Source organism: Streptomyces sp. NPDC001020 (assembly GCF_053599115.1).
Genome location: NZ_JBSFLQ010000033.1, coordinates 40,772 through 62,095, shown reverse-complemented (window position 1 = coordinate 62,095; position 21,324 = coordinate 40,772). Strand labels below are relative to the sequence as shown.

18 protein-coding genes are annotated in these 21,324 nt (G+C 70.6%); 9 read left to right on the top strand and 9 right to left on the bottom strand.

The window, feature by feature from the left end; genetic code table 11:
- Nucleotides 1-302 precede the first annotated feature (302 nt).
- Nucleotides 303-497: a hypothetical protein gene (locus ACWDEX_RS27400; protein ID WP_450466824.1), complete on the top strand. Its 195-nt coding sequence runs from the start codon at nucleotides 303-305 to the stop codon at nucleotides 495-497.
- A 37-nt stretch (nucleotides 498-534) separates the two neighbouring features.
- Nucleotides 535-2,118 (top strand): hypothetical protein, encoded by a 1,584-nt coding sequence (locus ACWDEX_RS27395; RefSeq protein ID WP_450466823.1) that lies wholly within the window; start codon nucleotides 535-537, stop codon nucleotides 2,116-2,118.
- A gap of 63 nt (nucleotides 2,119-2,181) precedes the next feature.
- Here the strand turns inward: ACWDEX_RS27395 and ACWDEX_RS27390 are convergent, their stop codons facing one another.
- The gene (locus tag ACWDEX_RS27390; RefSeq protein ID WP_450466822.1) at nucleotides 2,182-3,681 is read right to left on the bottom strand and encodes an SCO1417 family MocR-like transcription factor; all 1,500 of its coding nucleotides are present in this window, start codon (nucleotides 3,679-3,681) and stop codon (nucleotides 2,182-2,184) included.
- A gap of 64 nt (nucleotides 3,682-3,745) precedes the next feature.
- Here ACWDEX_RS27390 and yczE point away from each other — a divergent pair, with 64 nt between their 5' ends.
- The 4 genes from yczE (at nucleotide 3,746) to ACWDEX_RS27370 (ending at nucleotide 7,231) form a co-directional block, all read left to right on the top strand.
- Nucleotides 3,746-4,447, top strand: coding sequence for a membrane protein YczE (yczE, locus tag ACWDEX_RS27385; protein ID WP_450466820.1), 702 nt, complete (start codon nucleotides 3,746-3,748; stop codon nucleotides 4,445-4,447).
- Nucleotides 4,444-5,211, top strand: a complete 768-nt coding sequence (locus ACWDEX_RS27380; protein ID WP_450466818.1) for a glycerophosphodiester phosphodiesterase — start codon at nucleotides 4,444-4,446, stop codon at nucleotides 5,209-5,211. Before yczE ends, ACWDEX_RS27380 begins: the two co-directional genes overlap by 4 nt.
- A gap of 43 nt (nucleotides 5,212-5,254) precedes the next feature.
- Nucleotides 5,255-6,601, top strand: a complete 1,347-nt coding sequence (locus ACWDEX_RS27375; RefSeq protein WP_450466817.1) for an MFS transporter — start codon at nucleotides 5,255-5,257, stop codon at nucleotides 6,599-6,601.
- A gap of 255 nt (nucleotides 6,602-6,856) precedes the next feature.
- The gene (locus tag ACWDEX_RS27370) at nucleotides 6,857-7,231 is read left to right on the top strand and encodes an RNA polymerase-binding protein RbpA (RefSeq protein WP_003977404.1); all 375 of its coding nucleotides are present in this window, start codon (nucleotides 6,857-6,859) and stop codon (nucleotides 7,229-7,231) included.
- A 105-nt stretch (nucleotides 7,232-7,336) separates the two neighbouring features.
- On the opposite strand, the gene fxsA is transcribed toward ACWDEX_RS27370, so the two are convergent.
- The 4 genes from fxsA to ACWDEX_RS27350 all read right to left on the bottom strand — a co-directional run bounded on the left by fxsA (nucleotide 7,337) and on the right by ACWDEX_RS27350 (nucleotide 11,452).
- The gene (fxsA, locus tag ACWDEX_RS27365) at nucleotides 7,337-7,912 is read right to left on the bottom strand and encodes an FxsA family membrane protein (protein ID WP_450466816.1); all 576 of its coding nucleotides are present in this window, start codon (nucleotides 7,910-7,912) and stop codon (nucleotides 7,337-7,339) included.
- 109 nt (nucleotides 7,913-8,021) lie between these two features.
- Nucleotides 8,022-8,816 carry a polyprenol monophosphomannose synthase gene (locus tag ACWDEX_RS27360; RefSeq protein ID WP_450466814.1) on the bottom strand — a complete coding sequence of 265 codons (795 nt, stop codon included), beginning with the start codon at nucleotides 8,814-8,816 and terminating at the stop codon, nucleotides 8,022-8,024.
- A gap of 532 nt (nucleotides 8,817-9,348) precedes the next feature.
- Entirely contained in the window at nucleotides 9,349-10,965 is a 1,617-nt protein-coding gene (locus ACWDEX_RS27355; protein WP_450466813.1) for an amidohydrolase, read from the bottom strand.
- Between the two features lie 46 nt (nucleotides 10,966-11,011).
- Entirely contained in the window at nucleotides 11,012-11,452 is a 441-nt protein-coding gene (locus tag ACWDEX_RS27350; protein ID WP_450466811.1) for an Lrp/AsnC family transcriptional regulator, read from the bottom strand.
- Nucleotides 11,453-11,720: 268 nt separating this feature from the next.
- Between ACWDEX_RS27350 and ACWDEX_RS27345 the strand changes: the two genes are divergently transcribed.
- Nucleotides 11,721-12,146, top strand: coding sequence for a hypothetical protein (locus ACWDEX_RS27345; protein ID WP_450466810.1), 426 nt, complete (start codon nucleotides 11,721-11,723; stop codon nucleotides 12,144-12,146).
- A gap of 338 nt (nucleotides 12,147-12,484) precedes the next feature.
- Here the strand turns inward: ACWDEX_RS27345 and ACWDEX_RS27340 are convergent, their stop codons facing one another.
- Both ACWDEX_RS27340 and ACWDEX_RS27335 read right to left on the bottom strand, forming a co-directional pair.
- A complete protein-coding gene (locus ACWDEX_RS27340; RefSeq protein WP_450466809.1) occupies nucleotides 12,485-13,660 on the bottom strand; it encodes an acyl-CoA dehydrogenase family protein in 1,176 nt (391 codons plus the stop codon).
- Between the two features lie 358 nt (nucleotides 13,661-14,018).
- A complete protein-coding gene (locus ACWDEX_RS27335) occupies nucleotides 14,019-15,377 on the bottom strand; it encodes a peptidase C39 family protein (RefSeq protein ID WP_450466808.1) in 1,359 nt (452 codons plus the stop codon).
- Between the two features lie 313 nt (nucleotides 15,378-15,690).
- On the opposite strand from ACWDEX_RS27335, the gene ACWDEX_RS27330 reads away from it, so the two are divergent.
- Both ACWDEX_RS27330 and ACWDEX_RS27325 read left to right on the top strand, forming a co-directional pair.
- Entirely contained in the window at nucleotides 15,691-16,311 is a 621-nt protein-coding gene (locus ACWDEX_RS27330; RefSeq protein WP_450466851.1) for a uridine kinase family protein, read from the top strand.
- Between the two features lie 431 nt (nucleotides 16,312-16,742).
- The gene (locus ACWDEX_RS27325) at nucleotides 16,743-18,605 is read left to right on the top strand and encodes an AAA family ATPase (protein ID WP_450466806.1); all 1,863 of its coding nucleotides are present in this window, start codon (nucleotides 16,743-16,745) and stop codon (nucleotides 18,603-18,605) included.
- A gap of 151 nt (nucleotides 18,606-18,756) precedes the next feature.
- Here the strand turns inward: ACWDEX_RS27325 and ACWDEX_RS27320 are convergent, their stop codons facing one another.
- Both ACWDEX_RS27320 and ACWDEX_RS27315 read right to left on the bottom strand, forming a co-directional pair.
- A complete protein-coding gene (locus ACWDEX_RS27320) occupies nucleotides 18,757-19,827 on the bottom strand; it encodes a hemolysin family protein (protein ID WP_450466804.1) in 1,071 nt (356 codons plus the stop codon).
- Entirely contained in the window at nucleotides 19,824-21,161 is a 1,338-nt protein-coding gene (locus tag ACWDEX_RS27315) for a hemolysin family protein (protein WP_450466803.1), read from the bottom strand. The genes ACWDEX_RS27320 and ACWDEX_RS27315 overlap by 4 nt, the downstream gene beginning before the upstream one ends.
- Nucleotides 21,162-21,324 lie beyond the last annotated feature (163 nt).

Sequence of the window (21,324 nt, the reverse complement as noted above, 5' to 3'; positions counted from 1 at the left end):
ACTGCGGGAGCGTACGGCAGCGAGCGGAGCGGCCGTACACGGGCTCGTACAGCGCCGAGCGGTGACGCCATACAGGTGAATCGCCAGCGTACTGGCTTCCGTGACACATGACCGGCCCCGTGCTCGGCAATGACCGCTGTGGCACCGAGCGGGCGCGACAGCCCTGCCCGGGACCGTCGATGGCTCCACCAGTCGGATTAATTCAGAGGGATTCCACCCAGTTGCACCTTTTGTCGTATGGATACATTCTGTGAGCCTGGAAGTACTCATGGTGACTTCACCCCATGAATCAGGAGAGCGCAATGATTCTGAACATGTCAGGCGTCGTACTGCTCGGCGTCATCGTCTTCCTCTTCTGCCGCAAGGACGGACTCAAGGGCTCGCACGCGACGGTCTGCGGGCTCTTCGGGTTCTACCTCTCGAGCACCGCCATCGCCCCGAGCATCAAGGCCGGTGGTTCGAGCCTCGCGAGCCTCATCGGCGGGATCAACTTCTGACCCCGCCCCCGTCCACCCGCACTTCCAGGAGAACGACGTGGCCCGGCGCCCACTCCCCCCCATCCTGAGGAACGGCAGCGCACAGATCGCCCGCAGCCGGGAGCTGGCCCGGACGGCGGCCGACAGCGCCACCGACGTCCTCCACCCACTGATCACCATCACGCGTGGACTGCGCCGGCTGGCCGGAGCCGGGCGCCGCAAGTGGGCGGACACTCCGAAAGACCGGCGAGGGCCGCTCCTCTTCCTGGCCGCGACGGCGATCCTGATCGTGGCCCTGGTGCCGTACGGGCCGGTGCTCGCCGCCATCACCCTGATGGCGGCGGCCGGCTGGACGGGCCGCGAACGCCGGTCGTCACAGCCGACGGGCCCGGACCTGTCACAGACCAAGCGCCTGCGGTCGCTGTACGAGGCGCTGGTGCCGTACTTCTCGACGGCCGAGGATCCTGCGCCCCTGTACGCGCACGGCGGGGACTGGACCCGGGCGTTCCCCTCATACGACTTCGAGGAGAGCGGGCGCGTCTCCCGCCTGCTCATCCGTTACCCCGCCTACTTCACGGACGGCGAGGCCGACTCCCGGGCCCGGATCGAGCACCTCCTGCACGCCAAGGCGGGACGAGGCCGCGAGTACCACTTCGCGTGGGACGAGGAGGGCAACGAGCTGACCGTGACCGTGCTGCCGCCGCTGCCCACCGACATCACGGCGCAGCGTTTCGTGACCGCTCCGGGCGAGGTGGTCCTCGGCTTCACCGACCCGACCGCAGTCCAGCGCACTCTTCCCCTCACCCACGGCGAGCAGCAGCGCGACGTACCTCCGGTGGTGTGGCGCACGGGCACGCGCTCCACCGAGCCGCACCTCCTGATCATCGGCGGACCAGGCAGCGGTACGACGACACTGGTGCGCTCCGTCGCCCTCCAGGCACTGCAGCGCGGCGACGTCCTGGTCGTCGAGGGCGGCGGCACCGGCGAGTACGCGTGCCTGACAGGCCGGGACGGTGTGCTGGCCGTGGAGTCCGGGCTCGCCGGGGCGTTGGCGAGCCTGGAGTGGGCGACCCACGAGACGGAGCGAAGGCTGATCGCAGCGAACCGTGCCCGGCAGGCCGGACATCCCCCGCCGGAGGACGTCAAGCGACCGCTGTGGATCCTCCTGGACCGGCCGAGCGTACTGGGACACCTCGCCGCGGCCGAGGGGCACCGAGATCCCCAGGCGCTGCTGGAGGTACCACTCCGCCACGGTCGCGCGGCGAACGTCACTGTCGTGGTCGCCGAGCAGTTCGACGGTCTGGACGGCCTCTCCGACGCGGTCCGGCAGCACACCCGCGCGCGCGTGGTGCTCGGACCCGCGGCCCCCGACGAGCTGGAGGCGGTCCTCGGCGCGCCGCCGCGTACCACGCCGGTCAAGGACGTTCCGCCCGGCCGCGGCTACGCCCGCCTGGGCTCGGGCCCGGTCCACCGTCTCCAGGTACCGGCCACCCCGGACCCGTACGACGACGCGACGAGCGAGAACCACCGGCAGGCGGTCATGGAGCTGCTGCCGCGACGGAGCGAACCCGCGGAGGCGGTGGCGGTGCCGGCGGTGGCCATGGAAGCCGTACCGGTGGAGGCACTGGCCGCGGAGGGGTGAGTGAACGGGTGCCCGCTGCTCAGTGGGGCAACACCGCGTTCGGCGCCGGTCGCGGACGTCCGGTCAGGCGACGAAGGTGCGCGGGGCCTCCGCCGGCCCCGACGCGCCTGTCTCCACCAGGCGCGCCGCGGCCGCCAGGCGCACCGCCGCCTCCTCGGCCACCGCCCCGCCCACCGTGAACGGCAGCCGCACATACCCCTCGAAGGCGCCGTCCACGCCGAAGCGCGGCCCCGACGGCACCCGGACGCCGACCCGCTCGCCGACCTCGGCGAGACGGGACCCCGACAGACCGCCCGTGCGTACCCACAGCGTCAGACCACCCTGCGGCACCGAGAACTCCCACGACGGCAGCTCCCTGCGCACGGCGGCGACCAGTGCGTCCCGGTTCTCCCGGGCCTGCTCGCGGCGCAGGCCCACCGCCTGCTCCCAGCCCCCGGCGCTGAGCAGCCAGTTCACGGCCAACTGCTCCAGTACCGGCGTCCCCAGGTCCGCGTACGCGCGAGCAGCGACCAGGCTGCGGATCACATCGGGAGCCGCCCGCACCCAGCCGATGCGCATGCCCGCCCAGAACGCCTTGCTCGCCGAGCCGACCGTGATGACCGTGGAGCCGGCGGGGTCGAACCCGCACACCCGGCGCGGCATCTCCAGACCGTCCTCCAGATACAGCTCGCTCATCGTCTCGTCGACGACCAGCACCGTCCCGGCCGAGCGGGCGGCGTCCACCAGCCGCCGCCGCTGGTCCTCGTCGGCCAGCGCGCCGGTCGGGTTGTGGAAGTCCGCGACCACGTAGGCGAGTCGCGGCGCGGCTTCCCGCAGCACCTGACGCCAGCGGTCCAGGTCCCAGCCGCCGAGCCCCTCGGACATGGCGACGGGGACCAGGCGGGCTCCCGCCTCCCGCATCAACTGGAGGATGTTGGCGTAGGACGGCGACTCCACCGCGATGCGTTCGCCGCGCCCGGCGAAGAGGTGGCAGATCGCGTCCATCGCGCCCATGGCGCCCGTGGTCACCATGATCTGCTCGGGCATGGTCGGGATGCCACGGGCCGTATAGCGGTCGGCGAGCATGGAGCGCAGGGCGGGCAGGCCCGCCGGGTAGTCGCCGTGCGTGTGCGCGTACGGCGTCAACTCCTCGAGGGCGCCCTGCACGGCGCGGGTGAGCCAGGGCTCCGGCGCGGGAAGCGCGGCACAGCCGAGGTCGATCATCGAGCCGAGCGCCTCCGGCGGCAGCGGCTCCAGACCGCGCGCGGGCAGTGGATTGCCGGCGGGTACCGCCGTCCAGCTGCCCGCGCCTCGGCGCGACTCCAGGAAGCCCTCGGTGCGCAGTGCCTCGTACGCGGCGGCGACCGTCGTACGGCTCACGGACAACGAGAGTGCCAGTTCCCGCTCGGCGGGCAGCCGGGCCGCGACCGGCACACGACCCTCCAGGACGAGCAGCCGGATGCCGTCGGCGAGCGCGCGGTAGGCGGGCGGACGGCGGCTGCCGGGGCCCGCGGGACGGTTCTGCTGGGATTTGAGCAGCCGGGCAAGCTGTGCTGCCCCCACCGCCGAGGTCCACTGCGCCACGATCCCCAGTCCACCTTCCCTGAATTGGCCATGGATGGCTTTGCTTTCCAAGCCACAGAGTGACATGCATCGGTCCACAACCACCACAGGGGGGTACGTCTTGTTCGCTGACTCGTCCACGAGGAGCCGCCTCGGGCGGCGATTGATCCAGCTGTACGCAGGGCTCACGCTGTACGGCGCGAGTGCCGCCCTCCTCGTGAAGGCGGGTCTCGGCCTGGAACCCTGGAATGTCCTGCACCAAGGCCTCGCGGCACTCACCGGACTCAGCATGGGCGTGGTGCTGACGATCGTGGGCGCTGCCGTCCTGCTGCTGTGGGTCCCGCTGCGTCAACGCCCCGGTCTCGGCACCGTGTCCAACGTCCTCGTGATCGGTTTCGCCATGGACGCCACCCTGTCCGCCTTCCCCGACGCGCACTCCCTCGCCGTACGGGTGCCCCTCCTTGTCGCAGGTGTCGTGCTCAACGGCGCGGCGACCGGCCTCTACATATCCGCGAACTTCGGCCCAGGCCCGCGCGACGGCCTGATGACCGGGCTGCACCAGCGCACGGGCCGCTCGGTCCGACTGATCCGCACCGCCGTGGAACTCGCCGTCGTGGCGACCGGCTTCGCCCTCGGCGGCACCGTCGGGATCGGCACCGTCCTGTACGCGCTGTCCATCGGCCCGCTCGCCCAGTTCTTCCTGCGCGTGTTCGCTCTCCCCTCGGCACCGGGTCACGACACGGTCGTTGTCACCGGGCAACCCGAGGGAGCGATACTGCCCCGGTGACCACCCTCGTACGCCACCCCTACCTCGACCACCCCGGCCCGATCGCCTTCGCCCACCGGGGCGGGGCGGCGGACGGCCTGGAGAACACCGCGGCCCAGTTCCGGCGCGCGGTGGCAGCGGGTTACCGCTACATCGAGACGGACGTGCACGCCACCGCCGACGGGAAACTGGTGGCGTTCCACGACGCGACGCTGGACCGGGTGACGGACGGGGCGGGCCGTATCGCCGACCTGCCCTGGGAGGACGTACGGCACGCGCGCGTGGCGGGCAGCGAACCGGTGCCCCTCTTCGAGGATCTGCTGGCGGAGTTCCCCGGGGTCCGCTGGAACGTGGACGTCAAGGCGGAGCCCGCGCTGCACCCCCTGCTCGACCTGATCGAGCGCACGGATTCCTGGGGCCGCATCTGCGTGGGCTCGTTCTCCGAGGCACGCGTGGCCCGGGCCCAGCGTCTGGCCGGGCCACGTCTGGCGACCTCGTACGGCACCCGCGGCGTACTGGGCCTGCGACTGCGCTCCTGGGGTATACCGGCGACGCTGCGCCGCTCGGCGGTCGCCGCCCAGGTCCCGGAGTCCCAGTCCGGCATCCCCGTCGTCGACCACCGCTTCGTGCGCACCGCGCACGCGCGCGGTTTGCAGGTCCATGTGTGGACGGTCAACGAACCCGATCGCATGCACCGGCTCCTGGATCTCGGAGTGGATGGCATCATGACCGATCACATCGACACACTGCGCAAGGTTCTCGAGGACCGGGGCACCTGGGCCTGAACGCCCGCGCACGATCACCTTCCACGGGGAAGCGAGGGCACGCGTGGGCAACGACACCGTGTTGGCGGCGGTGGCCGACGAGGCCAGTGAGCGGCGGCGGGAACAGAGTGGCTGGTACTTCTACGACTGGGCGATCGCCGTCTACTCCTCGAGCGTACTGACCGTGTTCCTCGGCCCCTATCTCACCTCGGTGGCCAAGTCGGCGGCGGACGCCAACGGTTATGTGCACCCGCTGGGCCTCGCGGTGCGCGCGGGCTCCTTCTTCGCGTACTGCGTCTCCATCTCCGTCGTTCTGGCGATCCTCGTGATGCCGATCGCGGGCGCGGCCGCCGACCGCAGCGGCCGCAAGAAGCCCTTGCTCGCCTGCTGCGCGTACGTGGGCGCCGCGGCCACCACCGGCATGTTCTTCCTGGAGGGCGACCGCTATCTGCTCGGCGGGTTCCTGCTGATCGTCGCGAACGCGGCGGTGGCCGTCTCGATGGTCGTCTACAACTCCTACCTGCCGCAGATCGCTCCGCCCGAGGAACGCGACGCGGTCTCCTCACGCGGCTGGGCCTTCGGCTACGGGGCCGGCGCGCTGGTCCTGATCGCGAACCTGATCCTCTTCACGGCACACGACTCCTTCGGCCTCTCCGAGGCCACGGCCGTCCGCATCTGCCTGGCCTCGGCGGGTATCTGGTGGGGCGCCTTCACACTCGTGCCGCTCAGACGGCTGCGCGACCGCCGTACGACGCCCACGGCACCCGCGGTGCACGGCTGGCGACAGTTGGCGGCCACGGTCCGGGACATGCGCGCCAAGCCGCTCACCCTCGCCTTCCTGCTGGCCTACCTCGTCTACAACGACGGCATCCAGACGGTGATCTCACAGGCATCGGTGTACGGCTCCGAGGAGTTGCACCTGAGCCAGTCCACGCTGATCGTCTCCGTGCTCCTGGTGCAGTTGCTGGCGGTGGGCGGCGCCCTGGGCATGGGGCGGCTGGCCCGTTCGTACGGCGCCAAGCGCACGATCCTCGGGGCACTCGTCGCATGGACGGTGACACTGGGCGCCGGCTACTTCCTGCCGGCGAACGCGCCGGTGGGGTTCTTCGCGCTGGCGGTCTGCATCGGACTGGTCCTCGGCGGCAGCCAGGCCCTGTCCCGGTCGCTGTTCTCACATCTGGTCCCACCCGGCAAGGAGGCCGAGTACTTCTCGGCGTACCAGATGACCGACCGCGGGATGAGCTGGCTGGGCCCGCTTCTGTTCGGAATCACCTACCAACTGACCGGAAGCTATCGAGACGCGATCATCTCGCTGGTGGCCTTCTTCGCCATCGGTTTCGTGCTGCTCGCACGGGTTCCTGTGCGCCAGGCCGTGCGCGACGCGGGCAATCCGGTTCCCGCGAAGATTTAGCACCTGGCCTGAAAGGCCTGTAATGTACGCGGTTGGCCTGCCAGGCGTACCGTTACTGCGCGTCAACGGCGACGAAACGCTGGGTGACATCTGTTAGCAGATGTGACAAACCGGGCGCTGGTGGGTACAACAAGGGGCGGCTACGACGGCGACGCATGACCCAGAACGGGAATCTTTACCGCCGACCGGACGTTGACCGGATGACGACGACAGCGACACCTGTCCTGTGGGCGACAAGCCCGGGAGGCACGATTCATGAGTGAGCGAGCTCTTCGCGGCACGCGCCTCGTGGTGACCAGCTACGAGACGGACCGCGGCATCGACCTGGCCCCGCGCCAGGCCGTGGAGTACGCATGTGAGAAGGGGCACCGGTTCGAGATGCCCTTCTCGGTCGAGGCGGAGATCCCGCCGGAGTGGGAGTGCAAGGTCTGCGGGGCCCAGGCACTCCTGGTGGACGGCGATGGCCCGGAAGAGAAGAAGGCCAAGCCCGCGCGTACGCATTGGGACATGCTGATGGAGCGGCGCACCCGAGAGGAGCTCGAAGAGGTCCTCGAGGAGCGCCTTGCCGTTCTCCGCTCCGGCGCGATGAACATCGCGGTCCATCCGCGAGACAGCCGCAAGTCCGCGTAGTCCCTGCGGGGGTTGAGCGGGGTACAGCACGCCATGAACAGCGGGCGCCATACGTCGGTGTGACGTATGGCGCCCGCTGTTCGGTGTGCTCGACCTTCGGTGTGCTCAGCGGCTGAGCCGGGGGTGCGGGCCCTGCGGCGCCTCGTCCTTCCCGTACTCGTCGTCCCTGATGACCTCACCCTGGACGATCTTTCCGTCGTAACGGTGAATACGAGCCTTCTGGAAGGCGTCGCCGAGGCTGCCGGTGGGCGCCTCGCCGAGCTTGCGATTGATGACGCGCTCCGCCGAGCGGCTCACCAGCTTCTGGACCGGCGGGATCAGGAGCAGCAGACCCATCGCGTCGGAGATCATGCCCGGCAGCATCAGGAGCAGGCCGCCGAGCATCATCAGCCCGTTGCCGCCCCCGCCCGTCAGAGCCGCACCGGTCTGCCGGACATGCAGCGTCTCTCCGAGGTTACGGAAGGCACGGCGCCCGGCCCTCTTGATGATCACGGTTCCCAGCACGAAACCGGCGACCAGCAGCAGGAGCACGGTGAACCCGCCGGCCGCGCCCGCCACCAGCGTGAGCAGCCAGATCTCCAGTACCAGCCACGCGGCGATACCCAGCGGCAGGAACGTGCGGAGCCGGGAACGCCGCGGCCGAGCGGTGGGGTGAGAGGAGGTCGGTGCGCCAGTCGTCATGCCCCCAGTGTGCATCGACCCGGCTCAGCACGGGATAAGGGGCTGATCAACAGCCCGGTCGAGCCCGTGTCGGCGAGCGCGGCGCCCTACCGCACCTCTCACCGGCCACTCAGGAGGACTTGTCGCGGCCCGTGACCTTGGCGACACGTTCCCCCACACCCCACGCCGTGACGCGCCACAGCGCCTCGACGAGGATGTCGCGGCTCATCTTGGAGTCACCCAGCTCCCGCTCGACGAAGGTGATGGGCACCTCGATCACGTGGTAGCCGGCCTTCACCGCGCGGCGGGCCAGGTCGACCTGGAAGCAGTACCCCTGCGACGCGACCTCGTCGAGACCGAGGCCCTCCAGGGTCTCGCGCCGGAAGGCGCGGTAGCCGCCTGTGATGTCACGCAACGGCAGGCCGAGGGCGAGACGCGAGTAGAGGCTGCCGCCACGGGAGATGAACTGCCGGGACTTGGGCCAGTTCACGGTCCGGCCACCCGGCACCCAGCGGGAGCCGAGCACAAGGTCGGCACCCGTGAGCGCGGTCAGCAGACGCGGCAGTTCCTCGGGCTGGTGCGAGCCGTCGGCGTCCATCTCGATCAGGACGCCGTAGTCGCGCTCCAGGCCCCAGCGGAAGCCGGCGATGTAGGCGGCGCCGAGCCCCTCCTTGCCCTTGCGGTGCATGACATGAACGTGATCGTCCTCGGCCGCCAGCTCGTCCGCGAGCTTGCCCGTGCCGTCGGGGCTGTGGTCGTCGGCCACGAGGACATGCGCCTCGGGCACGGCCGACCGCACCCGGCCGACGATCGCCTTGATGTTCTCCGCCTCGTTGTAGGTCGGGATGATCACCAAGGCGGTGCCGAGCGGACCGAACTGCCTCCCCTGGGCTCCCGCCCCGCGGGTCCCGTCGCCGTCGTTCACTACTGCCCCTTCATGTCCGTACGCAGGGGACCACCATAGTGGCCTCCGACATGCGCCGAAGTGGCGGCAGGTTCGTACGGGGGTGTCGATTCCACAAGAGTCGGGTAAGACCTTGATTTTGCCCGCGTACGCGTAGGGATCGGGGCCCGGCGTCCTTCGGGCCGACCTGGGACCCGCTGGCTGCGGGTCGACCGAAAGCCGTTGTCTACTGAACGTCCGGGCCCCCACCCGGGTCACACCCTGCCGACCGGCCGGAACGTTCCTCGCCGTGGCACGGGCGCTGAGCCTGGCTCCCAGTGGTGATGCGCCGGTGCGGCACACCCCTGACCCAGCGGCGCTCCGGCGACTGCGCGGAGGTTCCCCGATCGGACGTCCGGTGGTGGACCCGGCAGAACCTACCGGCCCCCCGCGCCCGGCTGTCAACAGCCATTCGACCTGCGGATCTTCCATCAAACCCCTGGTCAGTGAGGAGGATGCGCAGGTCGCGCGACGGGGCCCCGGCGGACGAATCCCGTCGCGGCGCCCCGTGAGATCACTCGCCCGGCCGTACGAACACCGTCCAACCGCCCACAACGGTGCGCAGGCAGACGGGCAGGTCGGCGCCCGGGGTCAGATCGGGCAGTCCGGGGGTGCCCGAACGGGGGTCCGTGGACCAGCGGGCCACCCGGTCGTCGGGGGCCTGGACCACCAGTGCGTCGGTGCGCCACACCGCGTAGTCCGCGGGCGCGCCCGGCATCAGAACGCCCGCGTCGTCCCGTCCGACCGCCCGCCAGCCGCCGCGCGTGTGCGCGGTGAACGCGGCCCGCACGGAGACCCGGTGCTCGGCGGTGTGGTGGAAGGCCGCGGCGCGGACCGTGCCCCACGGGTCGAGCGGGGTGACGGGGCTGTCGGAACCGAAGGCGAGCGGGACACCGGTGCGCAGCAGGGCCGCGAACGGGTTCAGGGTGCGGGCCCGCTCGACGCCCAGGCGCTGGGCGTACATGCCGTTCTCGCCGCCCCACAGCGCGTCGAAGGCGGGCTGGACGGACGCGGTCAGGCCGAGTTCGGCGAAGGCCGCGATGGTGTCGGGGGTGAGCATCTCGGCGTGCTCGACGCGGTGGCGGGCGGCGCGCACACGGGCGAGGCCGACCTTCTCGGCGGCGGCGCGCACGCCCTCGACGACCGCGCTCACGGCGGCGTCCCCGATCGCGTGGAAGCCCGCCTGGAGCCCTGCCTCGGTGCAGGCGACAACGTGGGCGGCGACGGCGGCAGAATCGAGGTAGGCGGTGCCGGTGTGGGCTTCGTCGGCGTACGGCTCGTGCAGGCAGGCGGAGTGCGAGCCGATGGAACCGTCGACGAACAGGTCTCCGGCCGCCCCGATCGCGCCCAGCTCCCGTGCCTTGTCGACATCCTGCTCGGCCCAGTAGCCGACGACCCGGGGACCCGCTTCCTCGGCGGCCAGGCGCAGCAGTCCGGTGAAGTCGTCCTCGGAGGAGATCTCCGGGCCCGCGCACTCGTGGACCGAACCGATGCCGAGGGAGGCGGCGTGTGCGAGGGCGGCGCGCTGGGCCTCGGTGCGCTGGGCGGGGGTGACCGCCGCGAACGCGGCGGCGCGCACCGCGTGGTGGGCGTCGCGGGTGAGCGGTTCCCCGTCCATGAAGCCGTCCTTGTCCCGTACGCCCGGTGTCAGCTCCAGCAGGGCGGTGGTGACGACGGCCGAGTGGACGTCGATGCGGCTCAGATAGAGCGGACGGCCACCGGTAGCCTCGTCGAGTTCGTCCCGCCGGGGCGCCCGGCGTTCGGGCCAGCGGGCCGCGTCCCAGCCGTGGCCGAGCAGCACCCGGTCGTCCGGGCGGGCCGCGACGAAGTCACGAATGCGGGCGAGGGCGTCCGCCAGGGAGGGCGCGGTGGACAGGTCGAGGCCGGTGAGCGCGAGGCCGGTGGAGGTGGTGTGCACGTGCGCGTCGGTGAACGCCGGAGTGACGAGAGCGCCGTCCAGGTCGACGACCTCGTCCACACCTTCCGCGAAGGCGTCGGCGGCGCCCTCGGAGCCGACCCAGGCGATCTGTCCACGCTCGACGACCATGGCGGTCGCGAAGGGGTCGGCGGGGCTGTGGACTTCTCCTCGGCGCAGCAGAACAGTCCGCGGCGGGATGGTGCGCTCATTCATGGGACCAGTCTCGCGCCTCACGCGAGCCGTCCGGCACGCAGGTCCCTCAGATCTGGGGCGGCCTCGCCTCGTACGGCGTCGACAGCACCACCGTCGTGCGCGTCGACACCCCCGCGAGCGTCCGCAGGCGCGCCAGCAGTTCCTCCAGCTCATGGGGCGTGGCCACCCGGACCTTGAGGATGTAGTTCTCGTCTCCCGCGACGCTGTGGCACGCCTCGATCTCCGGGACGCCGGCGAGGCGTTCGGCGATGTCGTCGGGGGCGCTGGGGTCGAACGGCTTCACCGAGATGAAGGCGGTCATCGGGAGCCCGACCGCCTCCGGGTCGACGACCGCGGCGTAACCGCGGATGACGCCGCGCTGTTCCAGCCGGCGCACCCGCTGGTGCACGGCCGACGTGGACAGGCCCGTGGCCTTGCCCAGGTCGGTGTAGCTCATCCGCCCGTCCATGACGAGCAGCCGCACGATCTGTCGGTCCAGCTCCTCCATGGCGCCAGAACCTACAGTGCACCTGATCCCCGCGGATACCGAGGGGTACAGGTCATGCCCGATTTGCGGGGCGGCCGAGAGCGGCTCCGGGGGCCGTGTCTGGGACAAAAACACCGCGCCGGACACTCACAAACAGCATGTGACGAACGACACAGCATCCGAACGGGCTTCGTGATGGTCTCGTGATTACCGCCGAGACGGGACGGGAAGTGCTTGCTGTGGTCGAGGCCGCAGCGCCTTGTCGGCCCAGCCCGAGGGGGAGAATCCCATGCAGAGTCTGAAGCGCCCTGGTCGTGGCGCGTCCAAGCGACACCAGCCGTCCGTCGAACCCGAACCGGAGGGCGTCGAAGCCGACGACGAGCTCGGCACTTACGACACCTTTGAGATGTACCGGGTGATCTGCCCGGACTGCGCACAGCCCATCGCGCTCCTGGCGGGCGAGGAGGTCCTGCCCGAGCACGCGCTGTGCGTCTCGCCGTGGAACCCGTTCGGCCTCACGGTCTGCGCCGGTACGGGCCGCGTGGCGGCCGACGCCCAGCCCGCGGACGAGTCCGCGGAGCCCCAGGAGCAGGACGCGGCCCTGCTGTTGACGCTCCCTCAGGGGCTCGACTGGCGGATGCAGCCGTTCTCGCACGTCGGCGGGCCGGGCTCGCGCCCGATCCGGATGCCGGTGATGCGGCGCCAGGCCGCCTGACGCCAGCCCCGCGCATCGGGTACACCCCGCCCCCGCGACGTCATGCCCCGTACGACCCCACGGGGAACTCACGCCCGATTAGCCGGGGCGGTGACCTGTGCGCACGCCCCGGCGTTCCCCATGCATGACCGCCACAGACACCGGACGTCGGCGACGGGTGTTCGTTCCGGCACCGGCAGCATCGCTTCCGCCACCTCAGTACCAGGACCCGCCCATCTACCGCGCGCTGATGCGGGCCTGGGCCGATCGCGGGCGCACGCTGCCAGGGCGCCACGACCCGGAGTGGGTACGGCTCGCAGCGCCCCCGGTCGGCCGGCTCACGGCGGGCCTGGGTCCGTTCAGCGCGACTCGGGACCAGCGAGGTGACGGGCGATGACCATGCGCTGGATCTGATTCGTACCCTCGACGATCTGCAGGGCCTTGGCCTCGCGCATATAGCGCTCGACCGGGAAGTCCGCGGTGTAGCCGTATCCGCCGAGCACCTGGACGGCGTCGGTGGTGACCTTCATCACCGTGTCGGTGCAGTGCAGCTTGGCCATGGCCGCCAACTTGGAGAACGGTCGGCCGGCGTCGCGCAGCCGTGCCGCCGCCAGGTACAGCGCCCGTCCCGCCTCGATCTGGGTCGCCATGTCGGCGAGCAGGAACCGCAGCCCCTCGAAGTCGGAGATCGGCCGCCCGAACTGCTGTCGCCCCGAGGCGTAGGCGACCGCCTCGTCGAGCGCCGCCTGGGCCACGCCGATGGCACACGCGGCGATGCCGAGCCGCCCGGAATCGAGTGCGGACAGGGCGATCCCGAAGCCCTGCCCCTCCTCGCCGAGACGGCGCTCGTCACCGACGCGTACGCCGTCGAAGTGGACCTGCGCGGTGGGCGAGCCCTTCATGCCCATCTTCTTCTCCGGTACCGCGCTGCTGAGCCCCTCGGCGTCGCCGGGCACCAGGAAGGCGGTGATCCCTCGCGGACCCTCCTCACCGGTACGCGCCATCACGGTGTAGAAGTCCGCGATCCCGCCATGAGTGATCCACGATTTGGTGCCGTTGATCGTCCAGCTTCCGCCGTCGTCCCGGACGGCTTTCGTCCGCAGGGACGCCGCGTCCGACCCGGACGACGCCTCCGACAGGCAGTACGCGCCCAGCAGGCCGCCGCCGAGCATCGCGGGCAGGTGCTCGGCCCGCTGCTCCTTGGTGCCGTAGTGCGCGAGGGCATGACAGGCCAGGGTGTGGACGCTGACACCGAGGCCGACGGTGAGGCGGGTGGCGGCCAACTCCTCGAGGACCTGGAGGTAGACCTCGTAGGGCTGGTCCCCGCCGCCGTACTCGGGGTCGTACGGCAGGCCGAGCAGGCCGGACTCGGAGAGCAGTCGGAAGACCTCACGCGGGAAGATTCCGGCGTCCTCCTCCTCGGCCGCCTTCGGGGCGATCTCGTGCCGCGCGATGTCGCGGACGAGCGAGATCAGTTCCCGGGCCTCGTCCGTGGGCAGTTGACGGTCCACCGGCTGCGGGGCGCGGTCGGGCATGGCGACGCTCTCCTCCCTCTCGGGCACATCGGCGGATGTGCGCCTTGGTGGGGCGGCTCCGCCGGGTCTCACTGGGCCCAGCCGATGCTCGCCGCTCCGGGTCTCGGAAGCGGCTGACCAGCGGCTGTGGCGCTTGGAGTATGCCCGATCAGGGGCACTGAGTCACCAGTTAACGACCGCTTACTTCAAGAAAAGTCCAGCCCGTCGAAATGGTCCGAACCATTAGCCCTGTTGGTCCAGTGGGCACGCCCGGGAGCGATCGGATCCGCGCGACCCGCTCGAGGGGCACCGTTCGACCTCGGTACGCACCGCGGCCCCCGGTCTCCCGGGGGCCGCGGTGCGTACCAGGTCCGAGGCGTCAGCGGATGCCGACCGCCGCCAGCGCCTTGCGCTGCGGCGCGGTGAGCTTGGCCGGGAAGTACAGGTAGCAGACGCCGCCGGTGCCGGAGACGACCTTGCCGGAGGCGTTGTGCCGCTTGGTGCGCAGCCAGATGTTCTCCCACTCGTGCCGCTTGTAGACGCGGCGCACCGCCTCGTCGCTCGGCGAGGCGGGATCGTTGGCGACCACGTCACCGTCGGCGGTGAAGCCGATCACGGTCATCAGATGGCCCGAGGTGCCGTACCCGGCCCCTGTCAGCTCCTCCTTCAGGAACGACTGGGACGTTATGGCCGGGATGCCCGCCGCGATCAGTGTCTCCAGGTCGCTGAGCGAGGACAGCCGCGTGACCACGCCCTGGAGGTCCTTGAAGGTCGCCGCGTAGGCCGCGTTGAAGGGCCAGTTGCCGCAGCCCTGGTACTGGTAGTCGTAGGTGGAGCGGGCCGCGTGGCAGACCTGCGGGTCGGCGTACGAGGAGTCGACCCAGGACAGCTGCTCCGGGGTGAGCTTCCGGCCCCAGTACTCGATGATCATCTGCGAGGAGGTGGGGCTGCACCAGGCCTCGCCGCCGTTGTCGTACTCGGGGTACTGGCCCTTGTGGATCTCCTGTGAGTAGCGCGGGACGGTCAGCTCCCGGGCGAGGCCGGGGGTGGAGGCCGGGACGGTGAAGCGGTCGGGGATGTCGGAGCCCATGGCGCCGAGTCGCCACACGGTCGGAGTGATCTTGGTGCCGGGCGTGCGGTAGAGGGTCAGGCGCAGCCGGTACGAGACCAGGCGCAGACCCGAGGCGGCGTCGGCGATGGCAAAGGTGTCGGTCCAGATGTTGCTCTTGCCGTCGCTCTGGTCGTCGACCGAGGTCCGCCTGATGTCCTGGTCGCCGGCCGCCCAGCGACCCATCACGTACCAGGGCGTGTCCGTGCCGTCGGAGTAGGTGCCCTTCAGTTCGACCTGGATCCAGGTGCCGGCCGGGGTGTGCGCGTTCCAGGAGGCGATGGCTTCGGTGGAGGGGACGGCGAGCCGGTGCACAGGGGAGGTCCAGGTGGCGTACTCCCAGGCGGCGGACTTGCCGGTGTGCGGGTCGGTGTAGTCGACACGGCCGGCGGGGGCGGCGATCACCACACCGGGGCGGGCTCCGGACACGGCGCGGACACCCTGCGCGGCGCCGGAGCGCCAGTCGGTGTACGAGGTCCAGGCGCGGTTGTCCACGAGGCTCGGGGCTGGTTTCGTCGGCTGGGCGGCCGGGGTGGCCGCGGCCGCCGGGCTCGCGGCGCCGGCCAGGGTGGCCACGGCGACCGCCGCGGCGAGGACGGTTCTGCGGGACGGCTCAGAAGCTCTGGTCATCGGTGGTGACCCCCAGGTATCCGGAATCGGCGGCTCAGACGCACAGTGTGCGCCAACTATGGCCGCCACACCGGGACTTCTGCCAGCACTTCGTCACTCGGCGCGTCCACCAATATTGGTCCCGACCACTGGTATGACCCGAGGTGTCGGGAAAGCCGGGGAGACCCCGCCGTTCCGGTGAACCGGGGCGCCGGCGCGGCGCTGCCCTCGGCTTCAGCAAGATCGGCCCTGCGGGGTCGGGCAGGCGGGAATGGCTCCCGCGTAAAATTCACCCGACATCCAAACCCGTGCACGCTCACCCCAGGACTTCACCATTCACTCCCTCGCGTCCCGCCTTCGGCAACGGCCCCCGTCCTGCGGCCCGGTCCGCCTCATCGGCGTCGACGGGCACGCGGGCTCCGGGAAGTCCACCTTCACCGGGCAGTTGGCGACGGCGCTCGGCGGTGCGCCCGTGCTGCACCTGGACGACATCGCCACCCACGAGGAGTTGTTCGCCTGGACGGAGCGGCTGCTGCATGAGGTGATCGAGCCACTCGGCCGCGACGAGGCCGCGCGATACCACCCCTATGACTGGCGTGCACGGCGCTTCGGCCCCACCCGCACGCTCGCACCTGCCCCCGTGATCCTGATCGAGGGGGTCGGCGCCGGACGCCGGGCTCTGCGTCCGTATCTGGCGCGGCTGCTGTGGATGGAAGTGCCGCAGGAGGAGGCCTGGAGGCGCGGCCGGGCCCGCGACGGCGAGGCGCAACACGCGTTTTGGGCCGGATGGGTCGAGGCGGAGCGCCGACACTTCACCGAGGACCCGTCCCGGCCCTTCGCCGATCTTCTGGTGCGACAGGGGCTCAAGGGCTACGAGGTGCTGTCAGGACCCAACGGGACGCCTGAATCGAATCAGAATTTCACCGACAGTAATGGGCCATCGCCAGTGTGCTGAACTTGTGAAGGCCCTTGCGGGACAAGTTTCTTGAGTACTTCAACTCGGCTTGACCCGGGAGCCGTACAGGACTTACGTTCTCAATATGCGGTTTTCGAAGCCGCCCATAGTCACGAAGCCCCCGGTTGTTCCCCCGTGATCGGGGGCTTCGTTCTGCGCCGGACACCTTTCGCAGGCGCCGACCGACCCGATTTGCTCACCCTTGGTCACCATGCATGGCGCACGCCGTCTGCTCTACTTCCCCGAACAGCCCGTGCGGCACCCTACGGCCCGCCGCTCTCCCGCAGGTACGATGCCTCTCGGTGCGACCTTGGGACGACTGCTCTGCGCACCGTAGCAACTCCGTTCCACAGCACGGCGGTTCGAAAAATCCGGCCGACGGGTGAGGACCTGGCGGTGAACCAACGGGGGCACGGTTTGTGGGGGACGTGATGGACTTCGGCACGCAGGGCCCCGAGGCCCCGGCCGACCTTGCCTGGCTGCGAGGGGTCGACGCCTACACGATGGGTGCCTATCCACAGGCGGAGGAGGAGTTCCGCGCGGCGGTCCGGATAGACCCGGGGATGGCCGACGGCTGGCTCGGGCTGCACGCGCTGCGCGTCGACACGACGACCGCGCTACTGCGGATGTTCCGCCACCGGGACCGCTTCGGGGAACAGCGGGCCCGCCATCGGCGCACCTTCAACTCCTGGTACTGGCTGGGCTGGTGGGTACAGCCGGTGCTGGAGAACCCGCGCGATCTGCTGCTCGCACACGCCTCGCACTGGCTGGACGGCCGCCACGTCCCCGAACTGGACCGGGCGCTCGCCGGGCTGCCGCCCGTGGACACCGACTCCCAGGTCCGTTTTCTGCACGCCTGCCGGGCCTACCTGGTCAAGGACTGGGAGCAGTTGGTCCGGCACACCGATCCGCTGATCGACGACCCCATGCTGGGCATCGAGGTCGGGCTCTTCGGGGGCATGGCCCGAGTGCGCCTGGAGATGTACGGGCAGGCCGAGCCGCTGCTCTCCGCCGCCCTGATGCGCTGTCGCAGCGAGCAGCCGCAACGCAAGGAGCTGCGGTACTGGCTGGCACGGGCCCACGAGGGCACGGGCCGCTCGGCCGCCGCCCTCCCCCTCTACCGTGCGGTGCACCGCATCGACCCGGCGTTCATGGACACCTCCGCACGGCTCGCGGCGATCGCCGAGGGCGACGGGTACGACGAGTCGGCCGACCTCACGGCGATGGCGTTCGCCGGCGGCGGGGACGTACTGGACGGGCCCGACGGTCTCGACCCGCTCTTCGGCATCGAGGGGCGGGAGGTGAAGCTCTCCGAGCCCGAGCCACCGCCGCCTCCGGGCACGCTGCCGGCACAGAGCGACGCCGTGCGTGAGAAGGCCTCGCCGCCGGCGCAACCGCTGCCGGCCGGACCGACCGATCCGGCTCTGCTGAAGGAGGCGCTGGCGGAGCTGGAGCGCATGGTCGGCCTGGAGCCGGTGAAGCGTCAGGTCAGGGCGCTGTCGGCACAGCTGAACATGGCCCGGTTGCGCGCGGACCAGGGGTTGCCCGTACAGCCGCCCAAGCGCCATTTCGTCTTCTCCGGTCCCTCGGGTACCGGCAAGACCACGGTGGCACGCATTCTGGGCCGGGTCTTCTACGCGCTCGGCCTGCTCGGCGGCGACCACCTCGTGGAGGCCCAGCGGGCCGACCTGGTCGGCGAGTACCTGGGCCAGACCGCGGTGAAGGCGAACGAACTGATCGACTCGGCGATCGGTGGCGTGCTGTTCGTGGACGAGGCCTACTCGCTGTCCAACTCCGGCTATGGCAAGGGAGACGCGTACGGCGACGAGGCACTGCAGGTGCTGCTGAAGCGTGCGGAGGACAACCGCGACCATCTGGTGGTGATCCTCGCGGGCTATCCCGAGGGAATGGACCGGCTGCTGGCTGCCAACCCCGGGCTGTCCTCACGCTTCACCACCAGGGTGGACTTCCCCTCGTACCGTCCTTTGGAACTGACCGCGATCGGCGAGGTGCTGGCCGCGGAGAACGGGGACGTCTGGGACGAGGAAGCCCTGGAGGAGCTCCGCTCGATCGCCGGTCATGTGGTGGACCAGGGCTGGATCGACGAGCTGGGCAACGGGCGATTCCTGCGGACGCTGTACGAGAAGAGCTGCGCGTACCGGGATCTGCGGCTCACCGGCTATCCCAGGACTCCGTCCCGGGACGACTTGTCGACTCTGAGGCTGCCAGATCTGATGCAGGCCTATGGCGAGGTGCTTTCCGGGCGAGGGCCACAGGATCCCTCGGGGTGGTGAGCGCGCCCACGAACTCGGGCGGATACCCGCGTCACTCGGTCGACGGTTCCTGACTGCTCGTCGCACCCACGTGCCGGGCCGCGTACAGGGGTCCGCATACGCGCTGGAGGGTCCTCCCGCCCCGCATGGGGGGCGGGAGGACCCTCGTCGGTCAGCCCAGTACCGCTTCCTTCTGTTCCGGCATGCGCGGCTGCGGCGGGGCATCCCGGTGTGCCGGATCCCTGACCTCGCCCACCAGGAGTTCCAGAACGTCCTCCAGGGCGACCAGGCCGAGCACCCGCCCGGAGGAGTCCGCGACCTGCGCCAGGTGCGTGGCCGCCCGGCGCATCACGGTCAGCGCGTCGTCCAGCGGCAACTCCGCGGCGAGCGTCGTCATCGGCCGCCAGAGCTGCTGCGGCACCGCCCGCTCGGAGTCCTCCATGTCGAGGACGTCCTTCACGTGGAGGTAGCCCATGAAGGCTCCGTTCTGGGCGACCACGGGGAAACGCGAGTACCCGGTGCGCGCGGTGAGCGCCACCACCTGGCCCGGCGTCACCGTGGGCTCCACCGTCACCAGCAGGTCCGGGTCCAGGAGGACGTCCGTCACCGGGTGCGATCCCAGCTCCAGCGCGTCCTCCAGCCGTTCCTGCTCCTCGGGGTCGAGCAGCCCCGCCTGGCCGGAGTCCTCCACCAGTTGGTTGAGCTGTTCGCTGGTGAAGACCGCCTCGACCTCGTCCCTCAGCTCCACCCGGAACAGTTTGAGAATCACCTGGGCACAGGCGCTCAGCGCGACCGTCACAGGCCGGCACAGCCGCGCGAACGCCACCAGCCCCGGGCTCAGCCACAGGGCGACCTTCTCCGGCGCCGCCATCGCCAGGTTCTTCGGCATCATCTCGCCGATCACCAGATGGAGGAACACGACCACGGCGAGCGCGATCACATACCCGAGCGGGTGAACCATCTTGTCAGGGATGTGCGCCGCCGCGAAGACCGGCTCCAGCAGATGCGCCACCGTCGGCTCGGCGACCGCACCCAGCGTCAGCGAACACAAGGTGATGCCGAACTGGGCCGCGGCCATCATCTGGGGCAGCCGCTCCAGGCCGTACAGCACCTGCCGCGCCCGTGCGGTGCCGAGCGGCTCGATCTGGCTGCGCCGTACGGACACCAGCGCGAACTCGGCGCCGACGAAGAACCCGTTGACGAGGACCAGCAGCGCGGCGAACAGAAGTTGCAGCAGGCTCATCGCGCCGCCTCCGCGGCCGGCACGGCGACATCCGCGGCCTTCACGAGCCTCACCCGTTCGGCGCGATAGTGCCCGACCTCGCGCACCGTGAGGCGCCAGCCCGGCAGTTCGGCGCGGTCCCCGAGTGCGGGGATCCGGCCGAGCAGATCGGCCACGAGTCCGGCCACGGTCTCGTACGGCCCCTCCGGCACGTCCAGGCCTATCCGTTGCAGGACGTCGACCCGGCAGCTGCCGTCGGCGTCCCACACGGGCCGCCCGTCCTCGGGCGGCCCGGCGACGAGTTCGGGCAGGTCCAGTCCGTCGTGCTCGTCGCGTACCTCGCCCACCAGTTCCTCGACGATGTCCTCCAGGGTGACGACGCCCGCCGTGCCGCCGTACTCGTCGACCACGACCGCGATGGGCTGCTCGCTGCGCAGCCGCTCCAGCAGGGGCTGCACAGGCAGCGTCTCCGGGACGAGCAGCGGCGTCTGGGCGATACGGACGACAGGCGTGCGCAGCCGTTCGTGCGAGGGCACGGCGAGGGCGTTCTTCAGGTGCACCATGCCGATGACCTCGTCGATCTTCTCCCGGTAGACGGGGAAACGGGACAGGCCGGTGGCCCTGGTGAGATTGACCACGTCCTCCGCGGTGGCGGAGGACTGCAGCGCGCTCACCTTCACCCGCGGGGTCATCACATGCTGGGCGGTGAGCTCACCCAGGGACATCGTCCGGACGAACAGGTCGGCCGTGTCCTGTTCCAATGTGCCGGCCCGCGCCGAGTGCCGGGCGAGCGAGACGAGCTCGCCGGGGGTGCGGGCGGAAGCCAGCTCCTCGGCGGGCTCCACGCCCAGGGCGCGCACCAGCCGGTTGGCGACCGCGTTGAGTGCCGCGATCACCGGCCGGAACAGCCGCGAGAACAGGCGCTGCGGACCCGCGACGAAGCGCGCGACCTGCAGTGGACGGGACACCGCCCAGTTCTTGGGTACGAGTTCGCCGATCACCATCTGCGCGGCCGACGCGAGCAGCATGCCGACGACCACGGCGACACCCGAGACGGCACCCTCGGGGATGCCTATCGCGGTGAACGGGCCGTGCAGCAACTGCTCGAGCGCCGGTTCGGCGAGCATGCCGACGACCAGCGAGGTGATGGTGATGCCGAGCTGGGTGCCGGAGAGCTGAAAGGACAGTTCCTTGAGTGACGCGACGACCGTACGGGCCCGTCGGTCGCCCTCGGCCGCGGCCTTCTCGGCGTCTGGCCGCTCGACCGTGACGAGTCCGAATTCGGCTGCGACGAAGAAGCCATTGGCCAGGATCAGCAGGAACGCTGCCCCAAGGAGCAGCAGGGGGGTAGTCATGATGCCGCCGCCTCCGCGTGGCCGCGGACCAGGTCCGCGGTATGTCGGCAGGGGGCGGCGCAGGTACTACAGGACGATCCGTCCATCGCCGGAGGGAGTCACTCCTCGGGTAGCAGGAGCCCCTGAGCACCGGGCGGAGCATCAGGGGCGGAGGCCGATGAAC

Bases quoted from the DNA above. Each gene is read 5' to 3' on its own strand.
- ACWDEX_RS27355 (WP_450466813.1), bottom strand. From the start codon at position 10,965: ATGAATGAGCGCACCATCCCGCCGCGGACTGTTCTGCTGCGCCGAGGA.
- ACWDEX_RS27370 (WP_003977404.1), top strand. From the start codon at position 6,857: ATGAGTGAGCGAGCTCTTCGCGGCACGCGCCTCGTGGTGACCAGCTAC.
- ACWDEX_RS27350 (WP_450466811.1), bottom strand. From the start codon at position 11,452: ATGGAGGAGCTGGACCGACAGATCGTGCGGCTGCTCGTCATGGACGGG.
- ACWDEX_RS27320 (WP_450466804.1), bottom strand. From the start codon at position 19,827: ATGAGCCTGCTGCAACTTCTGTTCGCCGCGCTGCTGGTCCTCGTCAAC.
- ACWDEX_RS27335 (WP_450466808.1), bottom strand. From the start codon at position 15,377: ATGACCAGAGCTTCTGAGCCGTCCCGCAGAACCGTCCTCGCCGCGGCG.
- ACWDEX_RS27345 (WP_450466810.1), top strand. From the start codon at position 11,721: ATGCAGAGTCTGAAGCGCCCTGGTCGTGGCGCGTCCAAGCGACACCAG.
- ACWDEX_RS27400 (WP_450466824.1), top strand. From the start codon at position 303: ATGATTCTGAACATGTCAGGCGTCGTACTGCTCGGCGTCATCGTCTTC.
- ACWDEX_RS27325 (WP_450466806.1), top strand. From the start codon at position 16,743: ATGGACTTCGGCACGCAGGGCCCCGAGGCCCCGGCCGACCTTGCCTGG.
- fxsA (WP_450466816.1), bottom strand. From the start codon at position 7,912: ATGACGACTGGCGCACCGACCTCCTCTCACCCCACCGCTCGGCCGCGG.
- ACWDEX_RS27315 (WP_450466803.1), bottom strand. From the start codon at position 21,161: ATGACTACCCCCCTGCTGCTCCTTGGGGCAGCGTTCCTGCTGATCCTG.
- yczE (WP_450466820.1), top strand. From the start codon at position 3,746: ATGCATCGGTCCACAACCACCACAGGGGGGTACGTCTTGTTCGCTGAC.
- ACWDEX_RS27340 (WP_450466809.1), bottom strand. From the start codon at position 13,660: ATGCCCGACCGCGCCCCGCAGCCGGTGGACCGTCAACTGCCCACGGAC.